The following is a 25,853-nucleotide window of genomic DNA, read 5'->3' on the forward strand; positions in this document are numbered from 1 at the left end:
TTTTCTCAAATCATGTGCAATACAGCTCAAATTAGTCCGCACGTTATTCTTCTCGCTTGGCTTTTGGCTGAATATCCGCGCCATCATCTTGAGAGAAAATCAAACTATTCGGAGATTGATTCAACTTCAGCAACAAGGGTTGCATGTTGCGCATGGTTTCTTGCAATGCGTCGACGGTTTCTTTAATTTCAGACTGATTAAAGCCGCCTTCGCTGTAGTTCTTCAGTAAACCGTCCAAACTAACTAGCACCTGGTTTAGATTGGCATTTAGTGCTTTAGCATCAATATCTGCAATAAGTAGATCAAAGTCGTTACTTGCAGTCTCGACAGACTCTGCTGCCAATTTCATGTCTTCTACTGCCAACTGCACATTTTCAACCATTTCTTTTAGAGGAAGTTGATTAATTTTGTCTAAAATCGCATCCGCTTTTTGGGTTAACTGTGTGAATTCATTACTCACAGTAGGGATCACTTCATAACCATTTATAACGTCAATTTTTGTATTCCCGGCATGTTCTGGAAAGTGCTGCAAGTCCACATAAAGGCCCCCAGTCAGTATATTGCCCATACGCAACGAGGCGCGCAAATCGCGTTCAAGCCAGTTGCGTATTGTTTGTTTGATTGCCTTTAACCCTTCTTCAGTGTCAGGTTGTCGGGCTTTACCCGGGTAAATGTTAATCAGTACAGGGATAGGGTAGTCCTGCTGAAGTATGTTCCCTTCAACAGCGGGAAATGAGTTAATCGCGGTTACATAACCAATTTCAATTCCGCGATATTCGACTGGTGCGCCAACCGTGAGACCTCGTACACTTTCATCGATAAGTAATAAATACTCCGCAGCTACCTTAAAGCGTGCATCTGAAGCGGCGCTCTGATCTTCATAAATAGTAAAGAATGCATTTTCTAGTACTTGCTGGCCTTTACTGACGCCTTCTGGAATGCCAAAAGTAATACCATTTGCTAGCAAGGTCTCCAAGCTTCTTGTTTGCACACTTACACCACTAGACTCTAAAAGGAGCTTAACGCCACTAACATCCCAAAAGCGTGTGTTTTCGGTAATAAGCTTGTGATATGGCGCTTCAATAAAGGCGTCGTAATAAACAACACGTTCTTCAATATTAAAGGTAGCATCTTCAAATTCGCCCACTTTAAACCCTTTGTAAATGATAGGGTCGCCGGGTTTGTATGCGAACTCATCGTCACTTTTGAGCATGACATGTAGCCCCGGCGTGCCTGGAGGGGTAACGGGAGGGCGCTCAAGCGCTACAAAATGCAACTTTTCGCTCCCTTTATCGTTTGCTGACATCGCGATGTAGCTACCTGATAGTAGCGTGTTAAGACCTGATACTTCAGAGAAGCTAATACGCGGAGCCACTACCCAGAAATTGGCGTTTTCGTTAAGAAGATGAGCTGCACTTGCATCAATTCTCGCGGTTACCAACACGCCATTTAAATCAGGTTTCAACGTAATTTTTTTGACCTGACCAATATCCAGATCGCGCACTTTTATAGGGGTTTTATTGACTTCTATACCCGTTGCAGACTTTAACTCGATGGTGATGAGGGGACCTTGGTTTTTCCATTGGTAATACACCATCCAACCGCCGATAATGATCACCAAAAGCGGGATGATCCAAATGCGAGATATGGAACTGGTCGGTTTCACGGTTGCGTCGCTAACCTGTGCGTTATCGGTCATGGTAATTGCTTCCACTGCTGCCAAATTAGCCGCGAATCAAATGTCATTGCAGCTATCATTGTTACAAATACTACAGCACAAAAGGCTAATGCCGCTTGGCCTGGATAAATTGATAATGTGTTACCCATTTGAATGAGTGCTACTAACACTGCCACCACAAATACATCAATCATTGACCAACGACCAATAGCTTCCGTTATACGGTAGTAGCGAATGCGCAATTGCTTAGAACTGGTTTTTTGTCGTTGAACTGAAAAATTAAGCCACGCCAATATGACTATCTTGGCTACGGGTACCACAACACTGGCAATTAAAATCACAATGGCGACAGGATAAGATCCTGACTCCCAGAGTGAAATTACGCCGCCTATAATGGTATTTGGCGTTTCTTGCCCGAAAAGTTCAGTATACATAATTGGCAATACATTGGCAGGTATATACAAAATACATGCCGTAATAAGTAAAGCCCATGTACGTTGAATACTTTCGCTCGCTTGTGTTTCGCTGAGTGGTTTCGGCGAGGGCGGCACACCTTGACTAAGCCACATTTGGTATCGCGTTACGTCAAATTGACTAATGCACAATGCCGTCAATGCAGAAAAACCAATAAAAGCATAAAAAGACATGCCGATGGCAACATCGGCGAGTTCGGTTATTTTGATTAGGCTCACCAAGGTTCCAACCAAAAATATCTCTGCCATGCTCCAAGGTAACAGTGCTTTTACTAACCGAAATAACCGGTTTAAGTAGAAAGGGCGTTGTTGTTTGATTTGCGCTAATGACAACAAAAATATACCCACAATTACAATGCCTGGAAGCAACACCGTTGCAAGACTTGTAATGATAGCCAGCGACAAATAATCTTGTTCTATCAGTACAGTGATTCCAGTAGGTAGATCGATACTGTGTTTTTGCCCGCTTGCTTTGAAGGTTAAAAAGTTAAATGGCAACGACAGCAGTAAAAATATAAACGCGCTAAATGAATGCGCGAGCATTTTTTCACTGGCTTGATTTCTAAATGACACCAGTGTGTGATTGCACACGGGGCAAACCGCCCGCTGACGATGAGAAAGCGATGGAATTTTCACAGAAGTATGGCATTGCTCGCAAACCAGCGTTAGGTTATCTGTGTGTTCCATAAAAATTAGTATGCCGCGGCGCCAATGTGTATTATCAAAATTAGGGATAACTTATTGATTTACAGATTTCACAGCATAGCGCATTGCGAGGGTATCGGGAAGTGATGCAGTTTTTAAACCACGAAAAACAAGAAGAAATTAAGAATATGTTTACGGACAAACGAAGTGGCATTCAACGTCTGTACTTAACGGGTAAACGACGCGGTAGACGCTTTGTGTCAAAGCGTAGTATCGGTGGCGTACGCTTTTGGCGCAGCCTAACATTTGCTCAACGATGTTACCTTGTTGCAACGGGAATGGGGCTATTAGGAATGTATTTCAACGTCCAAAGTGCCGCTTTTGATGTTGTAATGTATGCCTTTGCGTTAGCAGGGATCGTAAACGAAATATGGCCCCGTTTTATGATTGTGTGGCACAGCCTGCCGGGCAAGGCGGTCATACTATTTGTGTACGCCATTATTGCTAATTTTGCATTAGCCTCGGCAAGTGGCATGGTTAACGATATCGCGGGGGTATCGGCTGGTGCATTGCCCTATAGTCATAACTTCGCGCTTATACTTACTATTCCAACGTGGTTCTTTATCACGTCAATCATGGCGCTACTTCTTTTAATACTCTTAACGCCACTGTATATGATGGTACTGCTAGTGCTTAAGCCCTTTGGTGTTAAGCGCATTTGGCATCCGCCTGAGTATCGATTTGTGCTAACGACCACGTTCATTCGTTTCATTTGGACTGTTTTATTGTTGGTTGAGTTTTCTCTGCTTTCTGCACAAGTTGGATTGATGTGGGAGGATGAAGAGCAAGTAGCAAGCGAAATGGCATCGGTTCAATTTGCCGGTGATGCCCTTGTTAAGAAAATTGCTGAGCAACAAAAAGCGCAAAAAGCCGACGGCGATGTGTTGTCTGATGAGGGGGCTGAGTTGCCCGGCTTAACAGTTAAACTAGGTAACGAGACAGGTGATGAAGCAAGCAATGCAGAAAATAATGTCGCGTTAGACGATGCAACCAAGACGATTAATGATATCAACAACGCAAACGCTGACATAGAAAAAGAGTTTGAACAGGCATGGGAAGATGCAAAGGTGAGAAGTAAAGCATTTAAAAAGATGCAGCAACGCGCTTTAGCTGACTTCATTTATGTGTTTGAAGCAGACTCTCGTTCACGCTGTGCGCATTCACAAGATAGTCGTGTAATAGAGTTAAATGACTACGAGTTCCTTGAAATTACTCGCGACAAAAGCGAAGAAAACGAAATTGGATACCTTTACCAAGTGAAGGCGTGCAAATCGGCGGCAATTGGGTTGTAGTTAAATTTAACTTATTAAACAAGTGAAACAAAAAAGCCCGTGGTAGTTAGCAACCGCGGGCTTTCTTTTATTAGGAACGCTTAGAAGCTAGCGTTGCCCGGTGTACGAGGGAATGGAATAACGTCACGTACGTTTTGCATACCTGTAACATAGGCAACAAGACGCTCGAAACCAAGACCGAAACCTGAGTGAGGAACAGTGCCGTAACGGCGAAGGTCGCGGTACCATGCGTAATCTTCTTTCGATAGGCCCATTTCATCAAGACGTGCATCGAAAACATCTAGGCGCTCTTCACGTTGTGAGCCACCAATAATCTCACCAATGCCCGGCGCAAGCACGTCCATTGCAGCAACCGTTTTACCGTCATCGTTAATGCGCATATAGAACGCTTTAATATCTTTCGGGTAGTTCTGCATGATAATTGGCGCGCCAACGTGCTCTTCTGCTAGGTAACGCTCGTGCTCAGACGAAAGGTCAATACCCCATTCAACAGGGAATTCAAAGTCTTTGCCGCAGTTTTGCAAGATTTCGATAGCATCGGTGTAATCCATGCGTACGAAGTCTGAGTTAACTAGCTTTTCCAGACGTTCAATTGCATCTTTCTTGATACGCTGCGCGAAGAAAGCCATGTCATCTGGCAGTTCTTCTAGTACCGCTTTACAGACGTACTTCAGCATATCTTCTGCAAGTTGTGCCACATCTTTAAGTTCAGCAAAGGCCACTTCTGGCTCTATCATCCAGAACTCTGCAAGGTGACGAGAAGTGTTTGAGTTTTCTGCGCGGAACGTAGGCCCAAACGTATATACTTTCGACATTGCAGTGCAGTAAGTCTCAACGTTAAGCTGACCTGATACCGTTAGGTAGGTTTCTTTTCCAAAGAAGTCTTCTGAATAATCAACGTTACCTTTGTCGTCACGCGGAATGTTCATCATATCAAGTGTTGATACGCGGAACATCTCACCAGCACCTTCGGTGTCACTCGCGGTAAGAATTGGCGTAGAGATCCAAAAGTAACCTTTTTCGTGGAAGAAGCGGTGAATTGCTTGAGACAAGCAGTTACGCACACGTGTTACTGCGCCAATAACGTTGGTACGCGGGCGAAGGTGTGCATATTCACGTAAATACTCAATGCTGTGGCGTTTTGCTGCCATTGGATAAGTGTCTGGATTTTCTACCCAGCCCAAAATCTCTATGTCTGTTGCATCGATTTCAACTGACTGACCTTGGCCTTGAGACTCTTTAACCGTGCCTGTTACAGACAGAGAGCAACCTGCCGTCAAACGCTGAACGTCGGCGTAATTTGACAGAGAATTTAGCGCAATAACCTGCACAGGATCGAAGCAGCTACCATCGTGTAGTGCAATAAATGATAAACCTGCTTTTGAGTCTCGGCGTGTTCTTACCCAACCTTTTACGGTTACCGATTCGCCAACGGCGTACTTACCCTTAAGTACGTCAACTACGGGCGCATGCGTCATGTTAATTTCTCCGTCTTACTAATTTTATGTTGTTGCTCGCCATTAGGTGATATTCAACAACACAGTGCAAAATGCACGAAAACTTGTTTTATGGTCAATGTTCTGGATTGCTGTGCCGATAAAAAACACAAACCTAGCTAGGCATTTTTACGTATTCATACCTAGAAGCATGCTATGGTGGTGTAAAAATAGACAAAAAGGCACAATCCACTAGCACGCTAGTATACTCAACCTTAAGCGGGATGCCAGAGAACAGAGTGACAAATGGGAAATAAAAACAGTTCATCATCACCAAATTCACCGTTGACTTCGCCAACGGGTGACAGCTCGTCATCTCGTAAAGACGAAAAGCCTGATATTGTCACCTACGAAATGCTGGCCGAAAGGCGCTCGATACCGCGCTCGCAAACAACATTTTATAAAGTGATGCTGGGTCTAAATATCTTAGGCTGGGTAGGGCTGGTTGTTGTGTTAATTCTATTTCACTATGCGCGGCCAGACTTTATAAGCGGTGTTCAAGAATATTGGGGCATTAAAGGTGACACATCATGGTCACAGACCCACGTAAATGCAATGACAATCATGTTGCTCGTATGCTTGGCGCTCAGTGTGGTTAGTTTTGTTATGCGAGCAAAGCGAACTCGACGAGAAAACGATAATTTTGGTGTGAACTTGATTGTGCTCATAGCGATAGTAGCTATCAGTTTAGTCACTGTAGCTACTACGCTAGGCTTTTAGCATAACTTGTTAAATGAACGCAGCCTGTATCAACCAGTAAGTATAAGCGGCATACGCGACAACGAATGCGCCGCCTTCTAGCCTATTTAGGCGGCCCTGACGCTTAATGCCAATACAGAAGATAAATAGTGCGACAGTTGATGCCAGCATAACCACCACATCGCGATACAAAAAGTCTGCACTTACTGCCATTGGCTGAATGGTGCCAGCAATACCGACTACCGCAAGCGTGTTAAACATATTTGACCCGATGACATTCCCGATGGCGAGGTCGTGCTCACCCTTGCGTACTGCCATCAATGATGATGCAAGTTCTGGCAGTGATGTGCCGATGGCAATAACAGTAAGGCCAATAACCGTATCGCTAACACCAAAAAAGGTGGCTACTTCAACCGCGCCCCACACCAGCATTCGCGAGCTTGCTACCAGTAACAATAAACCGGCAATTAACCACATTACATGGGTTTTTACCGTACCTTCGGTTGCATTAATTTCGTCACTGTATTCAGACGCCAGCGCATCGCTATCACCTTTCATACCATGATATATGCTCCATGAAATTAGCAACACAAAAAGACCAAGCAATGAAAAGGCGTCATCTTTTGATACTTGTTGGTCAAGTACCTGCCATGCAGCAAAAAAGGTGATGCCAAGCAATACAGGCAATTCTTTTTTGATAATTTCTGATTTAACGGCAATAGGGCTTATTACGGCGGTGATACCCAGAATAAGCATGACATTGGCAATGTTCGAGCCATACGCATTACCTAATGCAATGCCCGAATTACCCTGAATAGCAGCAAAAATAGACACAATAATTTCTGGGGCTGAAGTGCCGAAACCAATGATGAGCATACCAATCAGCAACGGTGACACACCAAAGTGATTAGCAACAGAAGCCGCGCCACCTACAAATTTGCCCGCACTCCATAACAATACAGGTAACCCGATTGCAATAGCCAAACTGGCCAATAACATACCTACTCCTTAAATCTATATGTTTTGCTTCGCGACAGTTAACGATAACACGAACGCTTATAAAAACAGGTCAACACGATGATGAGTATCCTTCCACATGAGTAAACATTTTTGTTCATCATTGCATCAGTTTTCGTTGTCTTAACGATGAAAAAAAGCCGTGCTGATAATGCTATGCAAAGTTCAAGTTAAGCGTAAACTCAGCGCTGTTTTAAATGCGATTGCAATTTGCGCAATAGCAACTTTAATTGTAACCGACAACACACTTTTTAGAAGCGAATTACATGCACAATACACTGATTGTTACTGATGATGTTACTTCTTTTTGTAACACAGCTTTAACCGTGCTTACTTTTCAAGACTACCTTGCAGAGTTCCCAAAACTGAACGAACCCAAAACACGCGTAATAAACTTATGCGATACCTCGCGTTATTTAAGCGAAGGGTATTACTGTTCACTATTGGCGCAAGCAAGAAGTCACTCTGTTTTGCCATCGGTAAATACCATTAATGATCTGCGCATGGCAGAAGAGAAAAGTATTGATCGTATTGTGTTCTCGGTATCAGCAACACAAGACAACGCTGAGCTTAGCGAAGAACCTTTATTAGTACTGTTTGGTGAAGTGAAAGATCAGCGTTTTAAGCGTCTTGCAAGACAGGCGTTTGAAAAGTACCCGTGCCCAGTATTGTTGTTAACGCCCACTATTACGCAAACAAAAACGTTAGCGAAAGGGGCGGGCAAAGTTCAAATTGAAGGGGTGGCAAGCGTACAGGCTAAAGCGTTCAATGAGTTATCCGACAAGCAACAGGTTCGCTTTATTGAACAACTAGTTGCATACACAAAAATTCAGTGGCGGGCGAGTAAGGCCAGCAAGAAAGCGCGTTGGGATATGGCTATTCTAGTAAACCCTGAAGAAAGCACACCGCCAAGCGATGAAAAAGCGATAAAGCACTTTGTTAAAGCTGCAGAGAAGGTGGGCTTTCGCGCTGACGTAGTAAGTCGATTGAAGCCTGAGGATTTGGGGCATTATGATGCGTTGTTTATTCGTGAAACGACCGCCATTGACCATCATACTTACCGTTTAGCCCGTGCCGCAGAGCGCGAAGGTATCGTGGTGATGGATGATACTCAGTCTATTTTGCGCTGTTGTAATAAGGTGTTTTTACAAGACGCATTTGCGTATCAAAAAGTCCCTGCGCCTAAAGCAACCTTTGTATCAAGTGCAAGCGATGAAGTGTGCGAAAAACTGATTAATGACTTTGGGTTGCCTTTGGTACTTAAACTGCCAGAGAGTTCGTTCTCGCGAGGTGTGCACAAAGCAGAGACTAAAGAGGCACTAAAACTGAGACTGGAACAAATGTTGTCGGAATCTGCGTTAGTGCTGGTGCAAGAATACATCTTCACTGAGTTCGACTGGCGAATTGGTGTGCTTGGCGGCAAGCCCATTTACGCGTGCCAATACTTTATGGTGCGAAACCATTGGCAGATATACAACCATCAAGGGGATAGATTTTCTTCGGGTGGTTTTGCCACCATGCCAACCTTTGAAGTACCAAAGCCTGTGTTACAAGCGGCTGTGAAAGCGGCAAAGGTAGTTGGTGATGGTCTATATGGTGTGGATATAAAACAGGCTGGGAACGCTGTGTACGTAATTGAAGTGAACGATAACCCAAGTATCGATTCAGGTGTAGAAGACAAATATTTGGGCAAAGAACTGTATGAATTAATCATGCAAGAATTTGCTAACAGGTTGGAGCAAAGAGGGCGATGATTCCATCGGCTGAAGTACAATTTATTGGTGATAGCGCTGCAAAGTCGCAAAACTCGACTGATGTGACACAAGGTATGGCAGCAGCATCGAAATCTAACAAGATGCCAGGTAGTCAGCCTGGGCAAATCGCTTTGCGGATTGCCACAACCAGTGACTTGGCTGCACTTCAGCATATCGAGAAAACCTGTTTCACCACAGATAGACTCACTAAGTCGCGCTTTAAATTTTACATTGAAGCGCCGCATGCTGAACTTGTGGTTGTGGAATTTACACCGACTGAAAGTGGCGCTCACCCTAATGCTCAAGCGATGACATGCACCGAACCCACTGTAGTTGGCTACGGCCTTCTGCTTTTGCGTAGAGGTACGCAATTAACACGACTTTACTCTATTGCCGTGTTACCAAGTGCTAGAGGTTTGGGCATTGCTGAAAAGCTCATAAATAGCTTGGGGGAGCGGGCGCTTTCGCGGGGAAAGCGGTTTATGCGCCTGGAAGTTGCAGTTGGTAACACAGGTGCAATTGCGCTATACAAAAAGCTAGGATTTAGTCAGTTTGGTATGTACACCGACTATTACGATGACCACACCGATGCGTTGCGTATGCAAAAAGTATTAGTGCCAAGTCGTTCGGCCAAATCTGAAGTGTATCCGTGGTATCAACAAACGACTGATTTTACGTGCGGTCCTTCCGCACTAATGATGGCGATGTGCGCCTTAGACAGTAATTATGAAATGTCTCAACAAAACGAATTGGCGTTGTGGCGAAAGGCGACAACTATTTTCATGATGTCAGGACATGGTGGTTGTCATCCTGTGGGGTTAGCGCTAGCAGCCCATTCAGAGGGGTTTTCAGCACGCGTAATCATTAATCAAAACGTACCTTTATTTGTAGATGGTGTACGAAACACTGAGAAAAAAGCCATTGTAGAAAGCGTAGAGATGCAGTTTATGCAAGAGGCCAAGGATAAGCAGATAGAGGTTGAAATTACTGATTGGCACACGGAAATTATTGATGACGCGCTGCGTGCAGGTAGCACGGTATTGTGCTTGATCAGCACTTACTCCTTCGACAAGAAAAAAATACCACATTGGGTGGCTATTACCAGTTGTGACTCGCATTGCTATTATCTTCACGACCCTGATGCCAGTGAAGGGCAACCTGTGGAATATCAGCACATTCCTGTTGCGCGTGAAGATTTTTTGCGCCTAGCAAGTTATGGTACACGTAAAGTCAGAACACTGGTTTTACTCAACCCGCCGAACTAGCATGCAAGCTAGCAGTAATCTCAGATTAGGGAAGCCTACGTTATAGGCTTTCCCTAATGATGAGCTTGAGAAACGCTAATTTTGTTGTTCAGTGTTTTAAGCTTACTTACTAATTGAGATAGCTCTTTAACCGATCCTGAGTACTCAATGTGCTTGTTCATTTGTTGGCCTTTTACCGCACTGTTATACAAAGCGGCACTTTCAAAGCAAGCAGTTTGCTTGTCTAGTTGTTTCCATTCACCCTGTAAATCTCGGGGAATGCAATGACGTTTTGCACTAAGTTTGTCTTTAATTTGCAACACTTTTCCGATTAATAATTGTGCATCAGTTGGCATAATTATATCTCCTATACTGCTATTATTAGGTAACTTTTTGTTTTGCTTAGCTTTTGTGTTGAATGTGTGGGCTAAACAAACCATTTTCACGTTACGCTTACCTTCGTTCACATATTGACATTGCATCAACAGTGCCAAAGTAGATAAGAAATAAGCTAACACAATGAATTGGCGTGTTAATTATTGAAAAAGCTCAATAGGTATTAGAAATGAGTTGTATAAAAAGTGGACGCATTTTGCAGTTTACTCGCATATGCGTCGCACAATGCGAGTTAAGTTACTCTGCAAGCTGTCTAAAGTCTGCGAGTAATGAAAGCGCGCTGTCGCCAAGCATCGAGTAAGGGTCAAACGCGTCTTTGGTGCTAAATTGCAGTACTGAACGCTTTGTCATGGCTTGCTCAGACACATATGCCATTTCCCAAGAGCTAAATGCTCGTTGGGAAATTTCCCCATAAGACAAGAGCATTAATGATCTGTGTCTTGTGTCAGTCTGAATTAATGAGAAGCAGTCATTAACCGCTGAGCGCGATCCCTCTAAACACTGAAGGAAGTAACGAGAGTTAAAACACAGCATACCTGTAATACCATGCTGCCTATTATTTTTTCTGGCGCTGCGCAGGATAGATTCTATATCACTTGGTTTGAAGGATTCGCCAACCGTACTTGCGTAAATTAGTCTTACAAGAAACATAATAAGCCCTTTTTTAAACATTCTCCTCGTTTACCTACGCTGTGTAGGTAAACCCAAAAAACTATTAAAACTCAAACGATACAGCTTCTTTTTGCATTACAGCATTTGGACTCTCATTGAACTGTGCTGTAACCGGTGGTTTAAAGGATCGAAACTTATTCTTATGCATTACACTATAGTCGTCTTTTGCAAAAGCGTGAGCGTTTTACAGTCTTGAATTTCCACCGTGTTGACGTAAATATTCAAAAACGACTCCAGGAATAGCATCTAGGTCGCATACTTTACTTGCTGCATCAAGTTTTATGGCTTCACGAGGCATGCCAAAAATAACACAAGACGCTTCATCTTGTGCCAGCGTAAATGCTCCCGCTTGTTTTAGTTTAAGCAGTCCGTTGGCGCCATCTTTTCCCATTCCCGTCATGATTATGCCTATCGCATTTTTCCCCGCTGCTGTACTCACACTATCAAAAAGTACATCTACAGACGGCTTATGCCCACTTACACGCTCGGAATCTATTAACACGGTGCGGTAATCTGCGCCGCTGCGCTCTATGCCCATGTGAATATCTCCCGGCGCAATAAATACGTAGCCTGGCAGCAGCCTTTCACCGCCGCGTGCCTCGGCGACATTGACGCTGCAAGATGCATTCAATCGCTGTGCGAAGGTTTTGGTGAACCCGGGAGGCATATGTTGCGTTATCACTATTGCAGGTGCATTGGCAGGCATGGTTTCTAAAAAGCGCTTTATCGCAATGGTTCCGCCTGTTGATGCGCCAATAGCAATAATTTTCTCTGTTCCTGAAATGATAGATTCTTGTTTTGCAGTAGGTGTTGAAGAGAGCTTTTTAACTTTTGATTTTGACGCAAGTCGAATTTTTTCAATTATAAGCGAACTGTACCTTTCAAAACCCTCGGTAACACCAATCTTAGGCTTAGGGATATAGTCGACAGCACCAAGTTCTAAGCTTCTTAATGTTGCTTCTGCACCTTTTTCGGTTAGCGTAGAGATCATGACCACAGGCGTCGGTCTGGCCTTCATCAACTTAGACAAAAACGTTATGCCGTCAACTTTTGGCATTTCGATATCCAGCGTTATTACATCAGGGCAGTGTTGGTTAACCATATCCCGAGCGATGTAAGCATTAGGTGCCGCACCGACAACAACCATGCCGGGTGTAGCAGATACGATTTCAGACAACAGGCTTCGAATTAGCGCGGAGTCGTCGACTATCAGTACTTTTATCATCGCTCCTCCTAAAATAAGTCCACTGAGTTATCAATAGAGGCATTTTTGAGTTTGATACGATATTCGCTTTCCCTATCAAGAATAGTGGTATTATGAAGCGCCTTTATCTTTTTCACCCTTACTAAGCCGCCTTCCTCAAAAAAATAAACCTTTCTTGGGTAATCAGAGAGCACATCGCTGGCAATTATCGGAATCGACTCGTTTTTTAGATACTCAAACGCAAAATCGACATTTTTCTGGCCAACATTATTGTGAATAAGTCCTTTCATTACGTTACCTCCGCCAAACACTTTCGCCACAATTTGGTTTTTTCTAGCCCCTAATTTAAGCATCTCATTAATGAGTAATTCCATAGCGTATGTGCCGTAGCGCGCGGACTCACAAAGTAGGGCTGATTTTTCCATATCGTCTCTGGGCAACAAAAAATGATTCATGCCGCGCACGTTATTGACAGGGTCGAACAAACAAGTAGCTATACAAGAACCCAATACGGTAACAATAAGGTGATTGTTCGACGTCGCATAAAACTCTCCGGGTAGAATTTTGACTGCGTTGCAATTGAAATACCGGTCAAAGTAGTGGTTAGCTTCTGGCGAGGCATTAAAGTCACTATACATCAGGGCGTCCCACTTCGTTTTTGATAGACGGTTCGTCCAACTGATACAAAGCTCGAATCCAAATTGGCCACCGTTTCTGAATGCCCGGCAAAATACAATCCGCCGTTTTTAAGTTTTAGGGCAAACCGGTGTAACAATTGTGCTTGCGTTGTTTTATCGAAATAAATCATCACATTTCTACAGAAGATGACATCTAAGTTGCTCGGTATGCACGACCATTGATTATTAATTAGGTTTAGCTGCTTGAAAGACACTAATTTTCTTAGCTCCGGAATAACACGCACAAAGCCTTTGTTGTTACCCGTTCCCTTATGAAAAAAACGTTTTTTGTCGTCATAGGTAAGCGATGACGCGGTGTCATCAGTATAAATACCTTGGTTTGCCTTAAGTAAAACATTGCTGTCTATATCTGTTGCAATAATCTCAACCGGAGGCTCGAAGGAACCATAAGCTTTCACCACCGTCATGGCGATGGAGTAGACTTCTTCCCCCGTGCTACTGGCAGCGCACCAAATGCGCCTTGGCTCTCGATTTAATGACAAAAATGTATTTAATGTATCAAAGTGATGCGGCTCTCTGAAAAAAGAGGTGAGGTTTGTAGTTAACCCATTAATGAAATTCTCCATTTCACCATGGTTACTTTCCAGATACACGAGGTAATCGGAAAAACGAGATAGATTAAGTGCGCGTAGCCGGCGTGAAAGCCGACTATAAACCATTGAGTCTTTACTCTGTCCTAGGCAAATACCTGCATTTTGGTGCAGTATCGTACGCACTTTATCAAAATCGTTGGCCGTAAATTCAAACTCTCTATGTTCCATATACAGCAGCCGCGATTTCTATTCTTAAAACGACTCCCACTCATCTTCTTCGGGAGATACCATTTTGACTAAGCGCTCTTTCACCTTGGGAGCTGCAATTTTTTCAACCGTTGAAAGGGTGCTCTTTTGTGCGCGGTTTTGATCTTCACTTAACTTAAAGGCTGAAATTTGCTTGTTCATGTTTTGTGCTTGAGCTTGCAAGCTTTCTGCAGCCGCCGCAGCTTCCTCAACAAGCGCAGCATTTTGTTGTGTAACTTCATCCATTTGAGAAACAGCTTTGCTCACTTCGTCAATGCCTGATGCCTGTTCAGAAGACGCGGCAGCTATTTCACCCATAATGTCGTTAACACGCTTGATAGAAAGCACAATTTCTTCCATTGTCTTGCCCGACTTATTCACCAACTCGTTACCATTTTCAATCTTGTTAACCGAGTCTGAAATGAGATTCTTAATGTCTTTCGCGGCTTCAGCAGAACGCTGTGCAAGAGAACGCACTTCAGATGCTACTACCGCGAAGCCTCTGCCTTGCTCGCCGGCTCTTGCTGCTTCAACGGCAGCGTTAAGCGCAAGTATGTTGGTTTGAAACGCAATACCGTCAATGACACCAATAATATCTGAGATTTTTTGCGCCGATTCATTGATTGAACCCATGGTATCGACCACTTGCCCAATGAGTTTGCCGCCATCAATAGCAATGGTTGAAGCTTGCGAGGCAAGGCCGTTGGCCTGATCTGCATTTTCTGAGTTAAGTTTAACTGTGCCCGTTAGCTCTTCCATACTTGACGCGGTTTGTTCTAAGCTGGACGCTTGTTCTTCGGTTCGGCTTGATAGGTCGCTATTCCCTTGGGCTATTTCAGTCGCTGCGGTGTTAATTAAGTCTGACGCAGAACGGATTTCTGAAATCATGTTCACGAGATTTTCAATAAACGAACGCATCGCTTCACTGATTTGAATAAACTCACCCTCAAAATTTGCTTCTAATCGTGTGGTTAGGTCACCTTCGGATAAGCGCATCAACACACGTTTTATCTCATTCACAGCAATTTTTGTTGCTGTTATATCGGTCGCATATTTAACGACTTTGAACGGTTTGCCATTAACATCGAATATTGGATTGTAAGTGGCTTGGATCCAAATCTCCCTTCCGCCTTTTGCAATGCGTTTAAATTCACCACTTGCGTGAGTGCCTTCTCTAAGCTGTGCCCAAAAATCGTGATATTCCTGGCTTCTGCGGTGTTCTGCATCTACAAACAAACTGTGGTGCTTACCCTTAATTTCAGAAAGAGAATAACCGACAGTGTTAAGGAAATTATCATTAGCAGTAATAATTGTGCCGTCCAACTGAAACTCGATAACGGCTTGCGATTTTCCAATGGCGTCTATCTGTCCGGCATAGTCGGCGTTGCGCATTTTTTCTGCGGTAATATCTGTGGCATATTGCACCACACTGGTCACTTTGCCTGAACTATTCAAAATGGGGTTGTACGAGGCCTGAAGCCACACTTCTTCACCGTCTTTACGAATATATCGATATTCGCCGGTTTGGAAGTTGCCTTCTTTCATTTGCGACCAAAGCTCTCGGTTGGCTGCCAAGGTTTTATCATCGCTTGACGTTAAAACCTTATGACTCTTACCCCGAATTTCTTCAATGTCGTACCCGGTTATCTTAAGAAAGTTTTCATTCGCATTTAAGACATTACCCTCTGCGCTAAACTCAACCACCGCTTGCGAGCGGTCGAGCGCATCTAACATACCGCTTTTTAATAAAAGTTCGCTTATGTCGAGCCATTCTACAGCAGTGCCAATGCTGGCGCCGTTTTCGTCTTTAAGCGGCATTAGCGTTAGGCGAAAGTTTAACGAACCTACCGTGATTGACGACACCATTACGTCTCGTAAATTTGCGAGAATGCTGCTTTGATGAGCGGGGTTCTTATGAAATTGGTCGATACTTTGGCCGATAAGGTTATCTGCTGAAAATTGAGGCAACACTTTGCGCAGCTCTTCTTCACTTTTCTTAAGTAAAGAAACCACCGCTTTGTTTGCATAAATAATAATTCTATCAGCATTTGCAATCATAAAACTTGTAGAGCTCTGCTCTAACGTTTGAATGCGATGCTCGGTATACCTTGAATCGGTTTTTGATTTTAAAAGGTTCGCCAACTTCATAGATCACTCCTGATCAACAATTTCACAGTGTCTGAAAATGCACCTAAATACCTGTATGCCGTTAAAACAGACAAATACAATGCGGTGCTTGGCGCTTGAAATGCGTTATCTCAAGTTACGCCTTGGATTGTGCAAAACTTAAGCAATTGCTTCGTGACGCTCATTGCGCAATCTTTAAATTGGAAGCGGAGACATACTGTTGCCTGATATTTCGTCATGCTTGAGCTTGAGGCCTTGCTCAATCTGTTCCAAGTACAAGAATTAGCAAAAGTAATTATTAAAAATCGTTAAGAATCTCAGCTAACGAGAAAAGTGTAGACAAGGATTTAAAATAATGTGCAATTTATTCGACTTTAGTTGAATAAATTGTCTATCAATCAGCAGTGAAGACTTTGTTTGATGGTTTTTTAAACTTACTTTTAAGCTTTACTTATAAGAAAAACGCTTTGGTTTTGAACGAGCTTTTTTTACTTGGCAATAGCAAAAATGCGGTGTCCAAATAAGCAAATTCAATAAAATAGCCGTGACCAAGCTAAATATAATTGATGAGGGTGTCAGGGGAACCGAAGGGCTGAAGTTGTCTAGGACTCTGTCTAACGTGTCATATTGAGACGGGGTGGCCATAAATACGAGCTTTTCAAAGTAGTGGCCGTGTTCCAATTTACGCATACCTTGTTCAATGGCATTAATTTGCGCAAAGCGTTCTGCTTTTAATGTGGCATTTTCTCGCACAACGGCTTCATTGTTTTGTTGCAAGCTTTCCAGCATGGCTTCCACTGATGAAAAACCATGTTGCTTCGCCAACTCAGTTGAACTTGTCACTTCATCACGAAGCGCATCGTAATAGCCACTTAAGTACTGACGATAATGGTCGGCCAAAATAGGCACTTGTAGTGTAATGATAAACAAAACGGCAAATAACACCTTATCAAGTACTCTAACAATCATTTTTTAAACTCACTCCATCATCGACGTACTGGCTAGCCACTTCCGTTGAGCAATCAATAACTTCACTGTTAGTTGTAGGATGCCACCTAATTACTACTTCAAACTAGTATAGATGGCATGCGTTAACATACTGAGTTGCTCCGGGCTTATGATATAGGGAGGCATAATGTATACCAGCTTTCCAAAAGGCCGTATCCATACACCATGCTTCACAAAATGGCGTTGAATTTCAGCGACATTAACCGGTTTTACGGTTTCAACAACACCTATAGCGCCCAGCACGCGTACATCTGCAACACGCGGAAGTTCTGCACATTTTGCAAGCTCGGCCTGTAATTGTTTCTCAATAGCAGGAATTTGCTGTTGCCAGTGATTTTGATTAATCAACGACAAACTTGCATTAGCGACGGCGCAGGCCAGTGGATTTCCCATGTACGTAGGCCCATGCATGAATACACCGGGTTCGCCTTGGCATACACCAAGCGCCACATCCTCGGTGCACAAAGTGGCCGCCAACGTCATATAACCGCCGGTAATCGCTTTACCTAAGCACATGATATCTGGTGAAATACCTGCGTGTTCGCACGCAAATAGTTTACCGGTGCGCCCAAATCCCGTGGCAATTTCATCGCAAATCAACAATACATCATAGTTGTCGCACAGCTGGCGACAGCGCTTTAAATATTCCGGGTGATAAATGCGCATGCCGCCCGCACCTTGAACAACCGGCTCCAAAATAAGGGCGGCCATTTCGTGGTGATGCTTTTCAAATAATTCTTCTAGTGGAAGAATGTCATCCTCACTGAAGGTTTGACCAAAACGGGTTTGTGGGGCAGGGGCGAATATTTGCTTGCTAAGCACGCCTTCAAACAAGCTGTGCATGCCGTTTACCGGGTCGCATACACTCATGGCGGCGAAGGTATCGCCATGATAGCCGTTGCGAGGCGCAACAATACGCGACTTTTCAGCGCGGCCTTGGCATGCCCAATACTGAATAGCCATTTTTATGGCAACTTCCACCGATACTGAGCCAGAGTCGGCCAAAAACACGCGCTCTAATCCTGCGGGCACCATATCAAGCAAGGTTTTACAGACATCTATTGCGGGCTGGTGGGTAATACCGCCAAACATGACGTGAGAAAACGCCTCTATTTGATCATGAGCGGCTTTATTAAGTAAAGGGTGGTTGTATCCATGAATGGCAGCCCACCAACTCGACATGCCATCAACCAGTACTTCGCCAGTGGCTAGAGTGAGCTCAGCGCCTTTGGCGCCGGTGACTTCGTAACAAGGAAGCGGGTTAACCGCAGACGTATAAGGGTGCCAAATGTGTTGTTTATCGAATTCTATATTGTTCAAAATTTAACCGTTAGTAAAGCTTTTGAAATGGTCAGAGTTGACAACTTTGCAATGACGCATAGACTAAGCCAGCATTCTTAATTAGTAAAGGACAGTCAATGACACTGGCTTCAGCGCAACAGGCGCAAACGACAACTATTCGTAACGATTGGACCAAAGCCGAAGTAGAGGCATTATTCGCTATGCCGTTCAACGACCTGCTATTTGAAGCGCAGGTGGTACACAGACAACACTTCAACCCAAACGAAGTGCAAGTTAGTACGCTATTGTCGATTAAAACAGGTGCATGCCCTGAAGACTGTAAATATTGCCCGCAAAGCGCGCGCTATGACACTGGCCTTGAAAAAGAGCGCTTGCTTGAAATTGAAAAAGTGATCCAGCGAGCAAAAGAAGCCAAACAGGTTGGCTCAACGCGTTTTTGTATGGGCGCTGCGTGGCGAAACCCACGCGACCGAGACATGCCTTATATTGTTAAAATGGTTGAAGAGGTGAAAAGTCTTGGCCTTGAAACCTGTATGACCCTTGGCATGCTAACACGCGACCAAGCGGTAGCCTTAAAGCAAGCAGGCCTTGATTACTACAACCACAACCTTGATACATCGCCAGAATTTTACGGCGACATTATTACCACACGTACGTATCAAGACCGTTTAAACACGCTAGAAAACGTGCGAGCAGCGGGGATGAACGTATGCTCTGGCGGTATTGTGGGTATGGGCGAGACAGTAAGCGATCGCGCAAGCATGCTTGTGCAGCTAGCGAACTTACCTGAGCAGCCGCAAAGTGTACCAATTAACATGTTGGTTAAGGTAAAAGGTACACCTCTTGATAATGTGGAAGACCTCGACTATTTCGAATTTATTCGCACTATTGCCGTGGCGCGTATAATGATGCCAAAATCTCACGTGCGTTTATCGGCAGGCCGCGAGGCAATGAACGAGCAGATGCAGGCGCTGTGCTTTATGGCTGGCGCAAACTCTATTTTCTATGGTTGCAAGCTGTTAACCACGTCAAACCCAGACACCCACGAAGATGTAATGTTGTTTAAAAAGCTTGGTATCAATACCGAGCGTACGCGCGATTTTTCTGATGAAGCACACCAACAAGTGTTAGAGGAAGAAATAGCGCAGCAGCAAGAACAAACAGACAGTGGCGACTTGTTTTATGACGCCAGTAAGCCAAAAGCAAAAAGCGATAAAACGCCTAGTACGATGGATGCCTAATGGCTTTTAATTGGTTAGAAGCAAAATTGACGGAGCGTGCCCAGCATGGCCTGCTTCGTCAGCGCCATTGCCAGCAATATGAAAAAGACAACATTGTTTGTATTAATGGCGAGCACTACCTTAACTTTTCGAGCAACGATTACCTTGGGATGCGTCAGCATGAAGGGGTATTGCAATCGTGGGTAGAAGGGTTGGCGCAATTTGGCGCAGGTAGCGGTGCATCTCCGCTTGTGACAGGACATACACAAGCGCATTTAGCGCTTGAGGCGTATATTGCCGATGGTCTCAATCGCGAGGCGGCATTGTTGTTTAATTCAGGTTTTGCGGCTAATCAAGCCTTGTGCATGGCGTTGTTTTCACGTCATGCGGGTAAGCCTGCGTCATCAAACCCTGCGTCTAATTCAAAACTGCAAAGCCATATATTGGCCGACAAACTGATGCATGCGTCGTTTTTAGAAGGCGCTATGTGCGTAGCAGAGCAAGCGCAGCTACGCCGCTTTAAGCATAACGATTTAACGCATTTAGAAAGCCTGTTACAAAAGCGCTGCAATGCAGAAGACAATCAAGATACGCTTATTGTCAGTGAAGGCGTGTTTAGTATGGACGGTGACTATGCACCAAGCATTGAAATAGCGGCGTTAGCCAAGCAATACGATGCATGGTTTATGCTAGATGACGCTCACGGCATGGGCGTAATGGGTGAAAACGGTTTTGGCACGGTTGAAGCGTTGGGGCTAACACAAGAGCAGGTGCCTATCGTCATGGGCACTTTTGGCAAAGCCATTGGTACCGCAGGCGCGTTTATTGCCGGAAGTCAGGTGCTGATTGATTTTTTGGTTAATTTTGCCAAACACTATGTATATTCAACGGCCATGCCCCCCGCACAGGCGGTGGCAACCCTTTATTCACTTACCCATATTGCCAGTGACAGGCCGCGTCGCGATGCCTTAACGCAAAATATTATGCATTTCAGAGATGCCTTTAACGCTAAGTTTAGTAGCACAACAACGCTTACGCTTGCCGATTCAAACAGTGCTATTCAGCCTATTATTGTTGGTTGCCCTAAACGCGCAGTGGCATTAAGTGAAGGGCTAAAACGCCGCGGTATTTGGGTAACGGCCATTCGTTATCCTACGGTCCCTAAAAACGAAGATAGGCTGCGCGTTACCTTGTCAGCCAATCATACTCAGCAAGATATTGATGTGCTGCTTGATGCCATTGCGCTTGCCGCAGAGGAGTGTAGCGAGTGAACGCCGAGCAAAACAGAATTGCACTAGGTGAAAACGCAAACGCGAGTGCAATGGATGAGCGCGCAGTTGCCTCACGTTTTTCAAAAGCGGCGACACGCTATGACAGTATTGCCTGTATTCAAAAAGTGATTGCCCATGAGGCGCTGAACAACTTACCTCAAAAACTTTCAGGTAACGCGCTTGATATCGGCTGCGGTACGGGCGTGCACACACAAGCGCTGAGCGAGCGGGGCGCGAATACTACGGGTGTAGATATTGCCGAAGGAATGCTTAGCGTAGCAAGAGAATCCTTCCCAGCCCCACATTTTGTGCATGCTAGCGCCATGTCGCTGCCTTTTGAATCGGGGCAATTTACTACCGTGTTTTCATCCATGGCACTGCAATGGGCAAGCTCACCGGCTATTGTGGCACAGCAGATCAGTAAAGTGCTTAGCCATGGCGGTGTTGCCGAATTGGCCATTATGGTTGATGGCTCATTCAGTGAGCTTAAAAAAGCACGCAAAATTGCTCAGCTTGTTGAGGCAACTACGCCAATGCCGTCAACGACCACGTGGGTTAATGCATTTCAACAATCTCCCCTCGTACTTACGCGCGTGATCACCAAAGATTATGTGGACAGTCACTCATCAATTATGTCGCTGCTTCACTCTGTCAAAGGGGTAGGCGCGGGTGAAACCGGAAAGAAGCAGCCGCCATTATCGCGCCGAGATATCAAGAAGCTCGCCATGGCCTATCAGAACATTAGCGCCGTGGGCAGTGAGTTACCGCTTACCTACCGAGTAAGTCATTTCAGATTGGAACAAAGATGAAGCAGTATTTTGTAACCGGGACAGACACCGAAGTGGGTAAAACCTATGTAACCTGTCACCTTCTTCGCGCAGCAACTCAAGCAAAGCTTACCTCAATAGGTTACAAACCTATTTCAGCGGGCTGCGACTTAGTTGATGGCGAATGGGTAAACGAGGATGCCGCTAATATTCAAAAGGCAAGCGGCTTGTCTTTACCCATTAGCGAAATAAACCCCATTGCACTAAAGCCGCCTATTGCGCCGCACATAGCGGCAAGCGAAGCGGGTGTCGAGCTTACGCAAGATGCCATAGAAAAAGGACTGAACCACTTACAAAGCTACAATGTAGACTTCCTTTTAATGGAAGGTGCGGGTGGTTGGCGACTGCCGCTGTCTTTGGGCAATGAAAACGCGCCGACACGCTATTTATCTGACGTGGTTAAATCGCTAAATATGCCGGTTATTTTAGTGGTAGGAATGCGTTTGGGCTGCTTGAATCACGCAATGCTTACTGCCGAAGCTATTCTTGCCGATGGCCTTACCATTGCTGGCTGGGTAGCAAACGATGTCACTGGCAACATGACGCGATACGATGAAAACCTCACATCGTTAAAAGCCATGATGCCAGCGCCATTGCTGGCGGAAATACCGTTTAAAGCCGAACCCTCTGACGTTGTTTTACAGCACGCTATCGAGCAATTGGTTTAAGCTATCGCCGGCATTAATTGGCGTTTTCTCATTACCTAAAAAGATAAAACCGTCATGTTCGCTGTCGGCCTTGTTTTCGCGACCATCTTCAAAAGTAAGTGTAGCTTCGCTTAATTTAAGGGCCGTCCCTTCGCGAATGGCAACAACCGGGGTTGTTGGGTTAAGCGCGGTAAATTCTGCAAGGCGCTGATCACGCGTTTCACCATTGTGGCCTGGCGGTTGGTAATCGGTGTAATGTGGGTTAATTTGAAACGGCACAATATCGAGCGCATCAAAGCTCGGTGGCTCAATAATAGGCATATCATTGGTGGTGCGAATAGATTGCCCACAAATATTTGAACCCGCGCTCCAACCAATATAAGGCGTGCCATCGGCAATAGCATGCTTCATAGGTACAATTAACGCGTTGGCGTAAAGAGTCGACAATAGGTGAAAGGTGTTTCCTCCGCCTACCACAATTGCTTGGCCGTTTTGTTTTGCGTTGTTTATGGCGGCTACTGGGTCGTCAACACTGTGTAAACCCGTTACCTTGCATTCTGGTAGCGCGTTAGCCACGGCATCAACATATGCATCATAACTTTGTGTTACGGCGGCATAAGGAACAAATAGAAGGTCGCGAATATCACCTAAGTGTGCAAAAATAAGCGCTCTGGCGTGTTCGAGGTAAGGCTCACTACCTTGACGTGAACTGCTCAGCATAAGTACATGTGCGGTCATACAAACTCCACAATTTTTCTGACGGCGTATCATACGTGAAACTGAACATAAAGTTTAGTCACGCTCCGTTATAGCATGGTGAAAGGAAGTTAAATGGAACAGTCAATATCGGTGTTATTCGTGTGTTTGGGTAACATTTGTCGCTCTCCAACAGCAGAAGCGGTGTTTAAACAAAAAGCGGCAGAGGCTGGATTGTCGTTGAATATTGACTCGGCAGGCACCCATGGTTATCACATTGGTAGCCCACCGGATAAGCGCTCTCAGGCGGCAGGCGTTGAACGCGGTTACAGTTTTAAAGGGCTGAAATGCCGTCGTGTTGATGAAAGTGATTTTGAAAAATTTGACTATATTTTGGCTATGGATAACAGCAATTTGTCTAACCTGCACGGCATGTCGCCAGCGCAATATCACGACAAAATTAAGCTGTTTTTAGACTATGCAGACGAAGAAGACAAAGAAGTGCCAGACCCTTACTACGGCGGAAAACGCGGCTTTGAGTTGGTGCTAGACTTAATAGAAGCTGCGTCAGATGGATTAATTGCGCACATTAAGGCCAACAGTGCTAACGCCCAACACGACTAAACCTTATAAAGCATCCGCGGTGATCACCGCGCTGCTGTCTGTTTTATTCACTGCTTCTGCGGTGGCAATACTAGCGGTTGTCATGTTATCTGACTCGCCAGACACGCTAAAACAGCACATTACGCTACAAATTCAAATGCCGTTGGTATTAACCGCTGTATTAGTGGGGGCGGCACTTTCAACAAGTGGCGCAACACTTCAGGTGGTGTTAAGAAATCCGCTGGCCGACCCAGGTATTGTGGGCATAACCAGTGGTGCCAGCCTGGTAGCGGCTATTTTATTGCTGCTTACGCCTGACTGGGCAAACGCGTATATGCATTATATTTTGCCTGTCGGATGCTTTTTAGGGGCGCTTGCCTCTACCTTCATCATTTATCGGCTTGCGCGAAAATTGCTGGGCTCTGCTACTGCGGTTATTTTGTCGGGCATTGCAATTTCTACCCTAAGCGGCGCTATTATTGCGTGGCTTTACATGCTAAGCGATGCGAACGCGCTTCGAAATCTCACGTTTTGGCTGATGGGCAGTTTGTATCAAACTAACTGGCCTATTTTAGCGTTAGGTGCTCCTTTTGTAGTGGTGGCCGTTAGTTATCAGCTTTACGTTGCCAAGCACCTTAACAAGCTCTATGCCGGCGATATTGCCGCGAAAAGCAGTGGAGTTAATGTTGAACAGTTGACAGAGCGTGCGCTGGTTGCCAGTGCTGTCGCGGTAGGGGCTGCGGTGTCTATGGCGGGCTCGATTGCCTTTGTCGGTTTGCTAGTACCACATATTCTACGCCGTGTTGTGGGGTACAATAATGCGCTACTGCTACCGCTAAGTGCGCTCGCGGGCGCGTGCATGCTGTTATTGGTGGCATTGTGCTCTGAGCTTACGCGCGCCATTACATTGCCGGTATCAATGATTACCGCAACTCTTGGTGGCCCATTATTAATTTGGGCATTGTCAAAAGGGCAGGTTAAGGGGTAACCCTTAATGCATGGCGTGAACAGCATGAATAAACACACACACAATGCTAACCCATCATTGAGTAGCACCAACAAAGCAGCGGCTGAACACGGGAAAGCGGTGAGTGCGAATATTTTGTCAAATAGCACGTCACAGAGCTCGTCAAACGTTTCATTGCAAGTCGCGTTAGAAGTCGCATCGCTAAATGACGTGTCGGTATCTAATCGCCTTCAAAGCGCGTCATTAACTGTTGCCAAAGGCCAGTGTGTACACATTCTCGGGCCAAACGGCGCGGGTAAATCTACGCTGCTAATGGTATTAGCCGGGTTATTAAAAGCAGGTGCGGGTAGCGTTGTACTATTTAACAAGCCTGTATCGTCGTGGTCGCTGGCGAGCTTAGCGTCAATGCGCACGTTACTTGCCCAGCAAACCGAATGCAGCTTTCATTTAACCGTGCACGAGTATCTGCAATTTTATGCAGACATACAGGCTTCTTCGGGTATACCTTCGCTACTTGAAAAGGCTTTAGAGGTTACCGACTTTCTACCCAAAATACTGACCCAATTGTCTGGCGGAGAGCGCCAACGGGTAGAGATATGTAGAGCTCTGCTTCAACTTTGGCCAGCGATAGAGCAGGGCGAGGCCCTGGTGCTTTTAGATGAGCCCTTACAAGGGTTAGATATCCGCCATCAATATGCGGTAGCGCAGCTGGCAAAGGCGCTAAGCGAAAAAGGCAATACGGTTATAATGAGCTCACATGATATTGCACTTAGTGCAAATTACGCGACCACCTTATGGCTAATGCAAAAGGGCAAAATAGTAGCAGAGGGAAATCCGGCCGATGTTGCCACTCAGGCTAACCTTGAGCGTGTGTTTGAATGCCATTTTGCTATAAGCAAGCACGATAACTTTCTAGAAATTCAAGTTTGCGCACCTATTACCTTGGAATAAATGTGGTAAAGTGCCTTCAGTGCCCAAAAACAATAATAGCATTCAATTTTTCAAATTAGACTGATTGTAAAAAAGCGCTACGCTTGAGTCAGCATTTTCAGTAAAACATTTGCCCTACGTACATATT

General features: G+C 44.9%; 24 protein-coding genes. 11 read left to right on the forward strand and 13 right to left on the reverse strand.

Annotation, left to right across the window (positions count from 1 at the left end; genetic code table 11):
* Positions 1-43: 43 nt before the first annotated feature.
* Both pqiB and LHL20_RS07140 read right to left on the reverse strand, forming a co-directional pair.
* Positions 44-1,699 (reverse strand): intermembrane transport protein PqiB, encoded by a 1,656-nt coding sequence (gene pqiB, locus LHL20_RS07135; protein WP_226432796.1) that lies wholly within the window; start codon positions 1,697-1,699, stop codon positions 44-46.
* Positions 1,696-2,838, reverse strand: coding sequence for a paraquat-inducible protein A (locus LHL20_RS07140; protein ID WP_226432797.1), 1,143 nt, complete (start codon positions 2,836-2,838; stop codon positions 1,696-1,698). Before LHL20_RS07140 ends, pqiB begins: the two co-directional genes overlap by 4 nt.
* A 104-nt stretch (positions 2,839-2,942) precedes the next feature.
* Between LHL20_RS07140 and LHL20_RS07145 the strand changes: the two genes are divergently transcribed.
* The gene (locus LHL20_RS07145) at positions 2,943-4,148 is read left to right on the forward strand and encodes a hypothetical protein (RefSeq protein ID WP_413228884.1); all 1,206 of its coding nucleotides are present in this window, start codon (positions 2,943-2,945) and stop codon (positions 4,146-4,148) included.
* Positions 4,149-4,228: 80 nt separating this feature from the next.
* Here LHL20_RS07145 and asnS read toward each other — a convergent pair whose 3' ends face one another.
* Positions 4,229-5,626 (reverse strand): asparagine--tRNA ligase, encoded by a 1,398-nt coding sequence (asnS, locus tag LHL20_RS07150; RefSeq protein ID WP_202264638.1) that lies wholly within the window; start codon positions 5,624-5,626, stop codon positions 4,229-4,231.
* 264 nt (positions 5,627-5,890) lie between these two features.
* Here asnS and LHL20_RS07155 point away from each other — a divergent pair, with 264 nt between their 5' ends.
* Positions 5,891-6,364, forward strand: coding sequence for a hypothetical protein (locus tag LHL20_RS07155; protein WP_226432799.1), 474 nt, complete (start codon positions 5,891-5,893; stop codon positions 6,362-6,364).
* 9 nt (positions 6,365-6,373) lie between these two features.
* On the opposite strand, the gene LHL20_RS07160 is transcribed toward LHL20_RS07155, so the two are convergent.
* Positions 6,374-7,342 (reverse strand): calcium/sodium antiporter, encoded by a 969-nt coding sequence (locus LHL20_RS07160; RefSeq protein WP_226432800.1) that lies wholly within the window; start codon positions 7,340-7,342, stop codon positions 6,374-6,376.
* Between the two features lie 284 nt (positions 7,343-7,626).
* Between LHL20_RS07160 and LHL20_RS07165 the strand changes: the two genes are divergently transcribed.
* Together LHL20_RS07165 and LHL20_RS07170 are read left to right on the forward strand one after the other, a co-directional pair.
* A complete protein-coding gene (locus tag LHL20_RS07165; protein WP_226432801.1) occupies positions 7,627-9,114 on the forward strand; it encodes a RimK family protein in 1,488 nt (495 codons plus the stop codon).
* A 74-nt stretch (positions 9,115-9,188) separates the two neighbouring features.
* The gene (locus tag LHL20_RS07170) at positions 9,189-10,379 is read left to right on the forward strand and encodes a peptidase C39 family protein (protein WP_413228885.1); all 1,191 of its coding nucleotides are present in this window, start codon (positions 9,189-9,191) and stop codon (positions 10,377-10,379) included.
* A gap of 53 nt (positions 10,380-10,432) precedes the next feature.
* Here the strand turns inward: LHL20_RS07170 and LHL20_RS07175 are convergent, their stop codons facing one another.
* The 8 genes from LHL20_RS07175 to bioA all read right to left on the reverse strand — a co-directional run bounded on the left by LHL20_RS07175 (position 10,433) and on the right by bioA (position 18,562).
* A complete protein-coding gene (locus tag LHL20_RS07175) occupies positions 10,433-10,714 on the reverse strand; it encodes a hypothetical protein (protein WP_226432803.1) in 282 nt (93 codons plus the stop codon).
* A gap of 277 nt (positions 10,715-10,991) precedes the next feature.
* Entirely contained in the window at positions 10,992-11,405 is a 414-nt protein-coding gene (locus LHL20_RS07180) for a BLUF domain-containing protein (protein ID WP_226432804.1), read from the reverse strand.
* A gap of 205 nt (positions 11,406-11,610) precedes the next feature.
* Complete coding sequence (locus LHL20_RS07185) at positions 11,611-12,651, reverse strand: protein-glutamate methylesterase/protein-glutamine glutaminase (RefSeq protein WP_226432805.1); 1,041 nt, start codon at positions 12,649-12,651, stop codon at positions 11,611-11,613.
* Between the two features lie 8 nt (positions 12,652-12,659).
* Positions 12,660-13,268, reverse strand: a complete 609-nt coding sequence (cheD, locus tag LHL20_RS07190) for a chemoreceptor glutamine deamidase CheD (RefSeq protein ID WP_226432806.1) — start codon at positions 13,266-13,268, stop codon at positions 12,660-12,662.
* A complete protein-coding gene (locus LHL20_RS07195) occupies positions 13,268-14,089 on the reverse strand; it encodes a CheR family methyltransferase (protein WP_226432807.1) in 822 nt (273 codons plus the stop codon). The genes cheD and LHL20_RS07195 overlap by 1 nt, the downstream gene beginning before the upstream one ends.
* A gap of 24 nt (positions 14,090-14,113) precedes the next feature.
* Entirely contained in the window at positions 14,114-16,255 is a 2,142-nt protein-coding gene (locus LHL20_RS07200) for a methyl-accepting chemotaxis protein (protein WP_319003215.1), read from the reverse strand.
* A gap of 426 nt (positions 16,256-16,681) precedes the next feature.
* Positions 16,682-17,203: a DUF2937 family protein gene (locus LHL20_RS07205; RefSeq protein WP_226432808.1), complete on the reverse strand. Its 522-nt coding sequence runs from the start codon at positions 17,201-17,203 to the stop codon at positions 16,682-16,684.
* Positions 17,204-17,296: 93 nt separating this feature from the next.
* Positions 17,297-18,562, reverse strand: coding sequence for an adenosylmethionine--8-amino-7-oxononanoate transaminase (gene bioA, locus LHL20_RS07210; protein ID WP_226432809.1), 1,266 nt, complete (start codon positions 18,560-18,562; stop codon positions 17,297-17,299).
* Positions 18,563-18,660: 98 nt separating this feature from the next.
* Between bioA and bioB the strand changes: the two genes are divergently transcribed.
* The 4 genes from bioB to bioD are packed head-to-tail and all read left to right on the forward strand — an operon-like array spanning position 18,661 to position 22,530.
* The gene (gene bioB, locus LHL20_RS07215; protein WP_226432810.1) at positions 18,661-19,785 is read left to right on the forward strand and encodes a biotin synthase BioB; all 1,125 of its coding nucleotides are present in this window, start codon (positions 18,661-18,663) and stop codon (positions 19,783-19,785) included.
* Positions 19,785-21,035 carry an aminotransferase class I/II-fold pyridoxal phosphate-dependent enzyme gene (locus LHL20_RS07220; protein ID WP_226432811.1) on the forward strand — a complete coding sequence of 417 codons (1,251 nt, stop codon included), beginning with the start codon at positions 19,785-19,787 and terminating at the stop codon, positions 21,033-21,035. The genes bioB and LHL20_RS07220 overlap by 1 nt, the downstream gene beginning before the upstream one ends.
* Positions 21,032-21,844 carry a methyltransferase domain-containing protein gene (locus tag LHL20_RS07225; protein ID WP_226432812.1) on the forward strand — a complete coding sequence of 271 codons (813 nt, stop codon included), beginning with the start codon at positions 21,032-21,034 and terminating at the stop codon, positions 21,842-21,844. Before LHL20_RS07220 ends, LHL20_RS07225 begins: the two co-directional genes overlap by 4 nt.
* Positions 21,841-22,530, forward strand: a complete 690-nt coding sequence (bioD, locus tag LHL20_RS07230; protein ID WP_226432813.1) for a dethiobiotin synthase — start codon at positions 21,841-21,843, stop codon at positions 22,528-22,530. Before LHL20_RS07225 ends, bioD begins: the two co-directional genes overlap by 4 nt.
* Here the strand turns inward: bioD and pepE are convergent.
* Entirely contained in the window at positions 22,501-23,247 is a 747-nt protein-coding gene (gene pepE, locus LHL20_RS07235) for a dipeptidase PepE (RefSeq protein WP_226432814.1), read from the reverse strand. The genes bioD and pepE overlap by 30 nt on opposite strands.
* Positions 23,248-23,340: 93 nt before the next feature.
* Here pepE and LHL20_RS07240 point away from each other — a divergent pair, with 93 nt between their 5' ends.
* From LHL20_RS07240 to LHL20_RS07250, 3 genes are read left to right on the forward strand one after another with little or no spacing between them, the layout of a single operon-like run.
* On the forward strand, positions 23,341-23,829 hold the full coding sequence (locus LHL20_RS07240; protein ID WP_226432815.1) for a low molecular weight protein-tyrosine-phosphatase: 489 nt from the start codon (positions 23,341-23,343) through the stop codon (positions 23,827-23,829).
* Complete coding sequence (locus tag LHL20_RS07245) at positions 23,807-24,796, forward strand: FecCD family ABC transporter permease (protein WP_226432816.1); 990 nt, start codon at positions 23,807-23,809, stop codon at positions 24,794-24,796. The genes LHL20_RS07240 and LHL20_RS07245 overlap by 23 nt, the downstream gene beginning before the upstream one ends.
* Positions 24,797-24,820: 24 nt before the next feature.
* Positions 24,821-25,726, forward strand: a complete 906-nt coding sequence (locus tag LHL20_RS07250) for an ATP-binding cassette domain-containing protein (RefSeq protein ID WP_226432817.1) — start codon at positions 24,821-24,823, stop codon at positions 25,724-25,726.
* The last annotated feature ends 127 nt before the right edge of the window (positions 25,727-25,853 follow it).

Source organism: Alteromonas sp. McT4-15, assembly GCF_020515205.1.
Classification (GTDB): Bacteria; Pseudomonadota; Gammaproteobacteria; order Enterobacterales; family Alteromonadaceae; genus Alteromonas.

What these genes read in the sequence shown, in the direction of transcription:
- LHL20_RS07250 (WP_226432817.1), top strand. Translation starts at nt 24,821, where the DNA reads ATGAATAAACACACACACAATGCTAACCCATCATTGAGTAGCACCAAC.
- bioB (WP_226432810.1), top strand. Translation starts at nt 18,661, where the DNA reads ATGACACTGGCTTCAGCGCAACAGGCGCAAACGACAACTATTCGTAAC.
- LHL20_RS07240 (WP_226432815.1), top strand. Translation starts at nt 23,341, where the DNA reads ATGGAACAGTCAATATCGGTGTTATTCGTGTGTTTGGGTAACATTTGT.
- pqiB (WP_226432796.1), bottom strand. Translation starts at nt 1,699, where the DNA reads ATGACCGATAACGCACAGGTTAGCGACGCAACCGTGAAACCGACCAGT.
- LHL20_RS07205 (WP_226432808.1), bottom strand. Translation starts at nt 17,203, where the DNA reads ATGATTGTTAGAGTACTTGATAAGGTGTTATTTGCCGTTTTGTTTATC.
- LHL20_RS07175 (WP_226432803.1), bottom strand. Translation starts at nt 10,714, where the DNA reads ATGCCAACTGATGCACAATTATTAATCGGAAAAGTGTTGCAAATTAAA.
- LHL20_RS07185 (WP_226432805.1), bottom strand. Translation starts at nt 12,651, where the DNA reads ATGATAAAAGTACTGATAGTCGACGACTCCGCGCTAATTCGAAGCCTG.
- LHL20_RS07200 (WP_319003215.1), bottom strand. Translation starts at nt 16,255, where the DNA reads ATGAAGTTGGCGAACCTTTTAAAATCAAAAACCGATTCAAGGTATACC.
- LHL20_RS07145 (WP_413228884.1), top strand. Translation starts at nt 2,943, where the DNA reads ATGCAGTTTTTAAACCACGAAAAACAAGAAGAAATTAAGAATATGTTT.
- LHL20_RS07140 (WP_226432797.1), bottom strand. Translation starts at nt 2,838, where the DNA reads ATGGAACACACAGATAACCTAACGCTGGTTTGCGAGCAATGCCATACT.
- LHL20_RS07160 (WP_226432800.1), bottom strand. Translation starts at nt 7,342, where the DNA reads ATGTTATTGGCCAGTTTGGCTATTGCAATCGGGTTACCTGTATTGTTA.
- LHL20_RS07220 (WP_226432811.1), top strand. Translation starts at nt 19,785, where the DNA reads ATGGCTTTTAATTGGTTAGAAGCAAAATTGACGGAGCGTGCCCAGCAT.
- LHL20_RS07180 (WP_226432804.1), bottom strand. Translation starts at nt 11,405, where the DNA reads ATGTTTCTTGTAAGACTAATTTACGCAAGTACGGTTGGCGAATCCTTC.
- LHL20_RS07155 (WP_226432799.1), top strand. Translation starts at nt 5,891, where the DNA reads ATGGGAAATAAAAACAGTTCATCATCACCAAATTCACCGTTGACTTCG.
- cheD (WP_226432806.1), bottom strand. Translation starts at nt 13,268, where the DNA reads ATGTATAGTGACTTTAATGCCTCGCCAGAAGCTAACCACTACTTTGAC.
- LHL20_RS07165 (WP_226432801.1), top strand. Translation starts at nt 7,627, where the DNA reads ATGCACAATACACTGATTGTTACTGATGATGTTACTTCTTTTTGTAAC.
- bioD (WP_226432813.1), top strand. Translation starts at nt 21,841, where the DNA reads ATGAAGCAGTATTTTGTAACCGGGACAGACACCGAAGTGGGTAAAACC.
- pepE (WP_226432814.1), bottom strand. Translation starts at nt 23,247, where the DNA reads ATGACCGCACATGTACTTATGCTGAGCAGTTCACGTCAAGGTAGTGAG.
- LHL20_RS07195 (WP_226432807.1), bottom strand. Translation starts at nt 14,089, where the DNA reads ATGGAACATAGAGAGTTTGAATTTACGGCCAACGATTTTGATAAAGTG.
- LHL20_RS07170 (WP_413228885.1), top strand. Translation starts at nt 9,189, where the DNA reads ATGGCAGCAGCATCGAAATCTAACAAGATGCCAGGTAGTCAGCCTGGG.
- asnS (WP_202264638.1), bottom strand. Translation starts at nt 5,626, where the DNA reads ATGACGCATGCGCCCGTAGTTGACGTACTTAAGGGTAAGTACGCCGTT.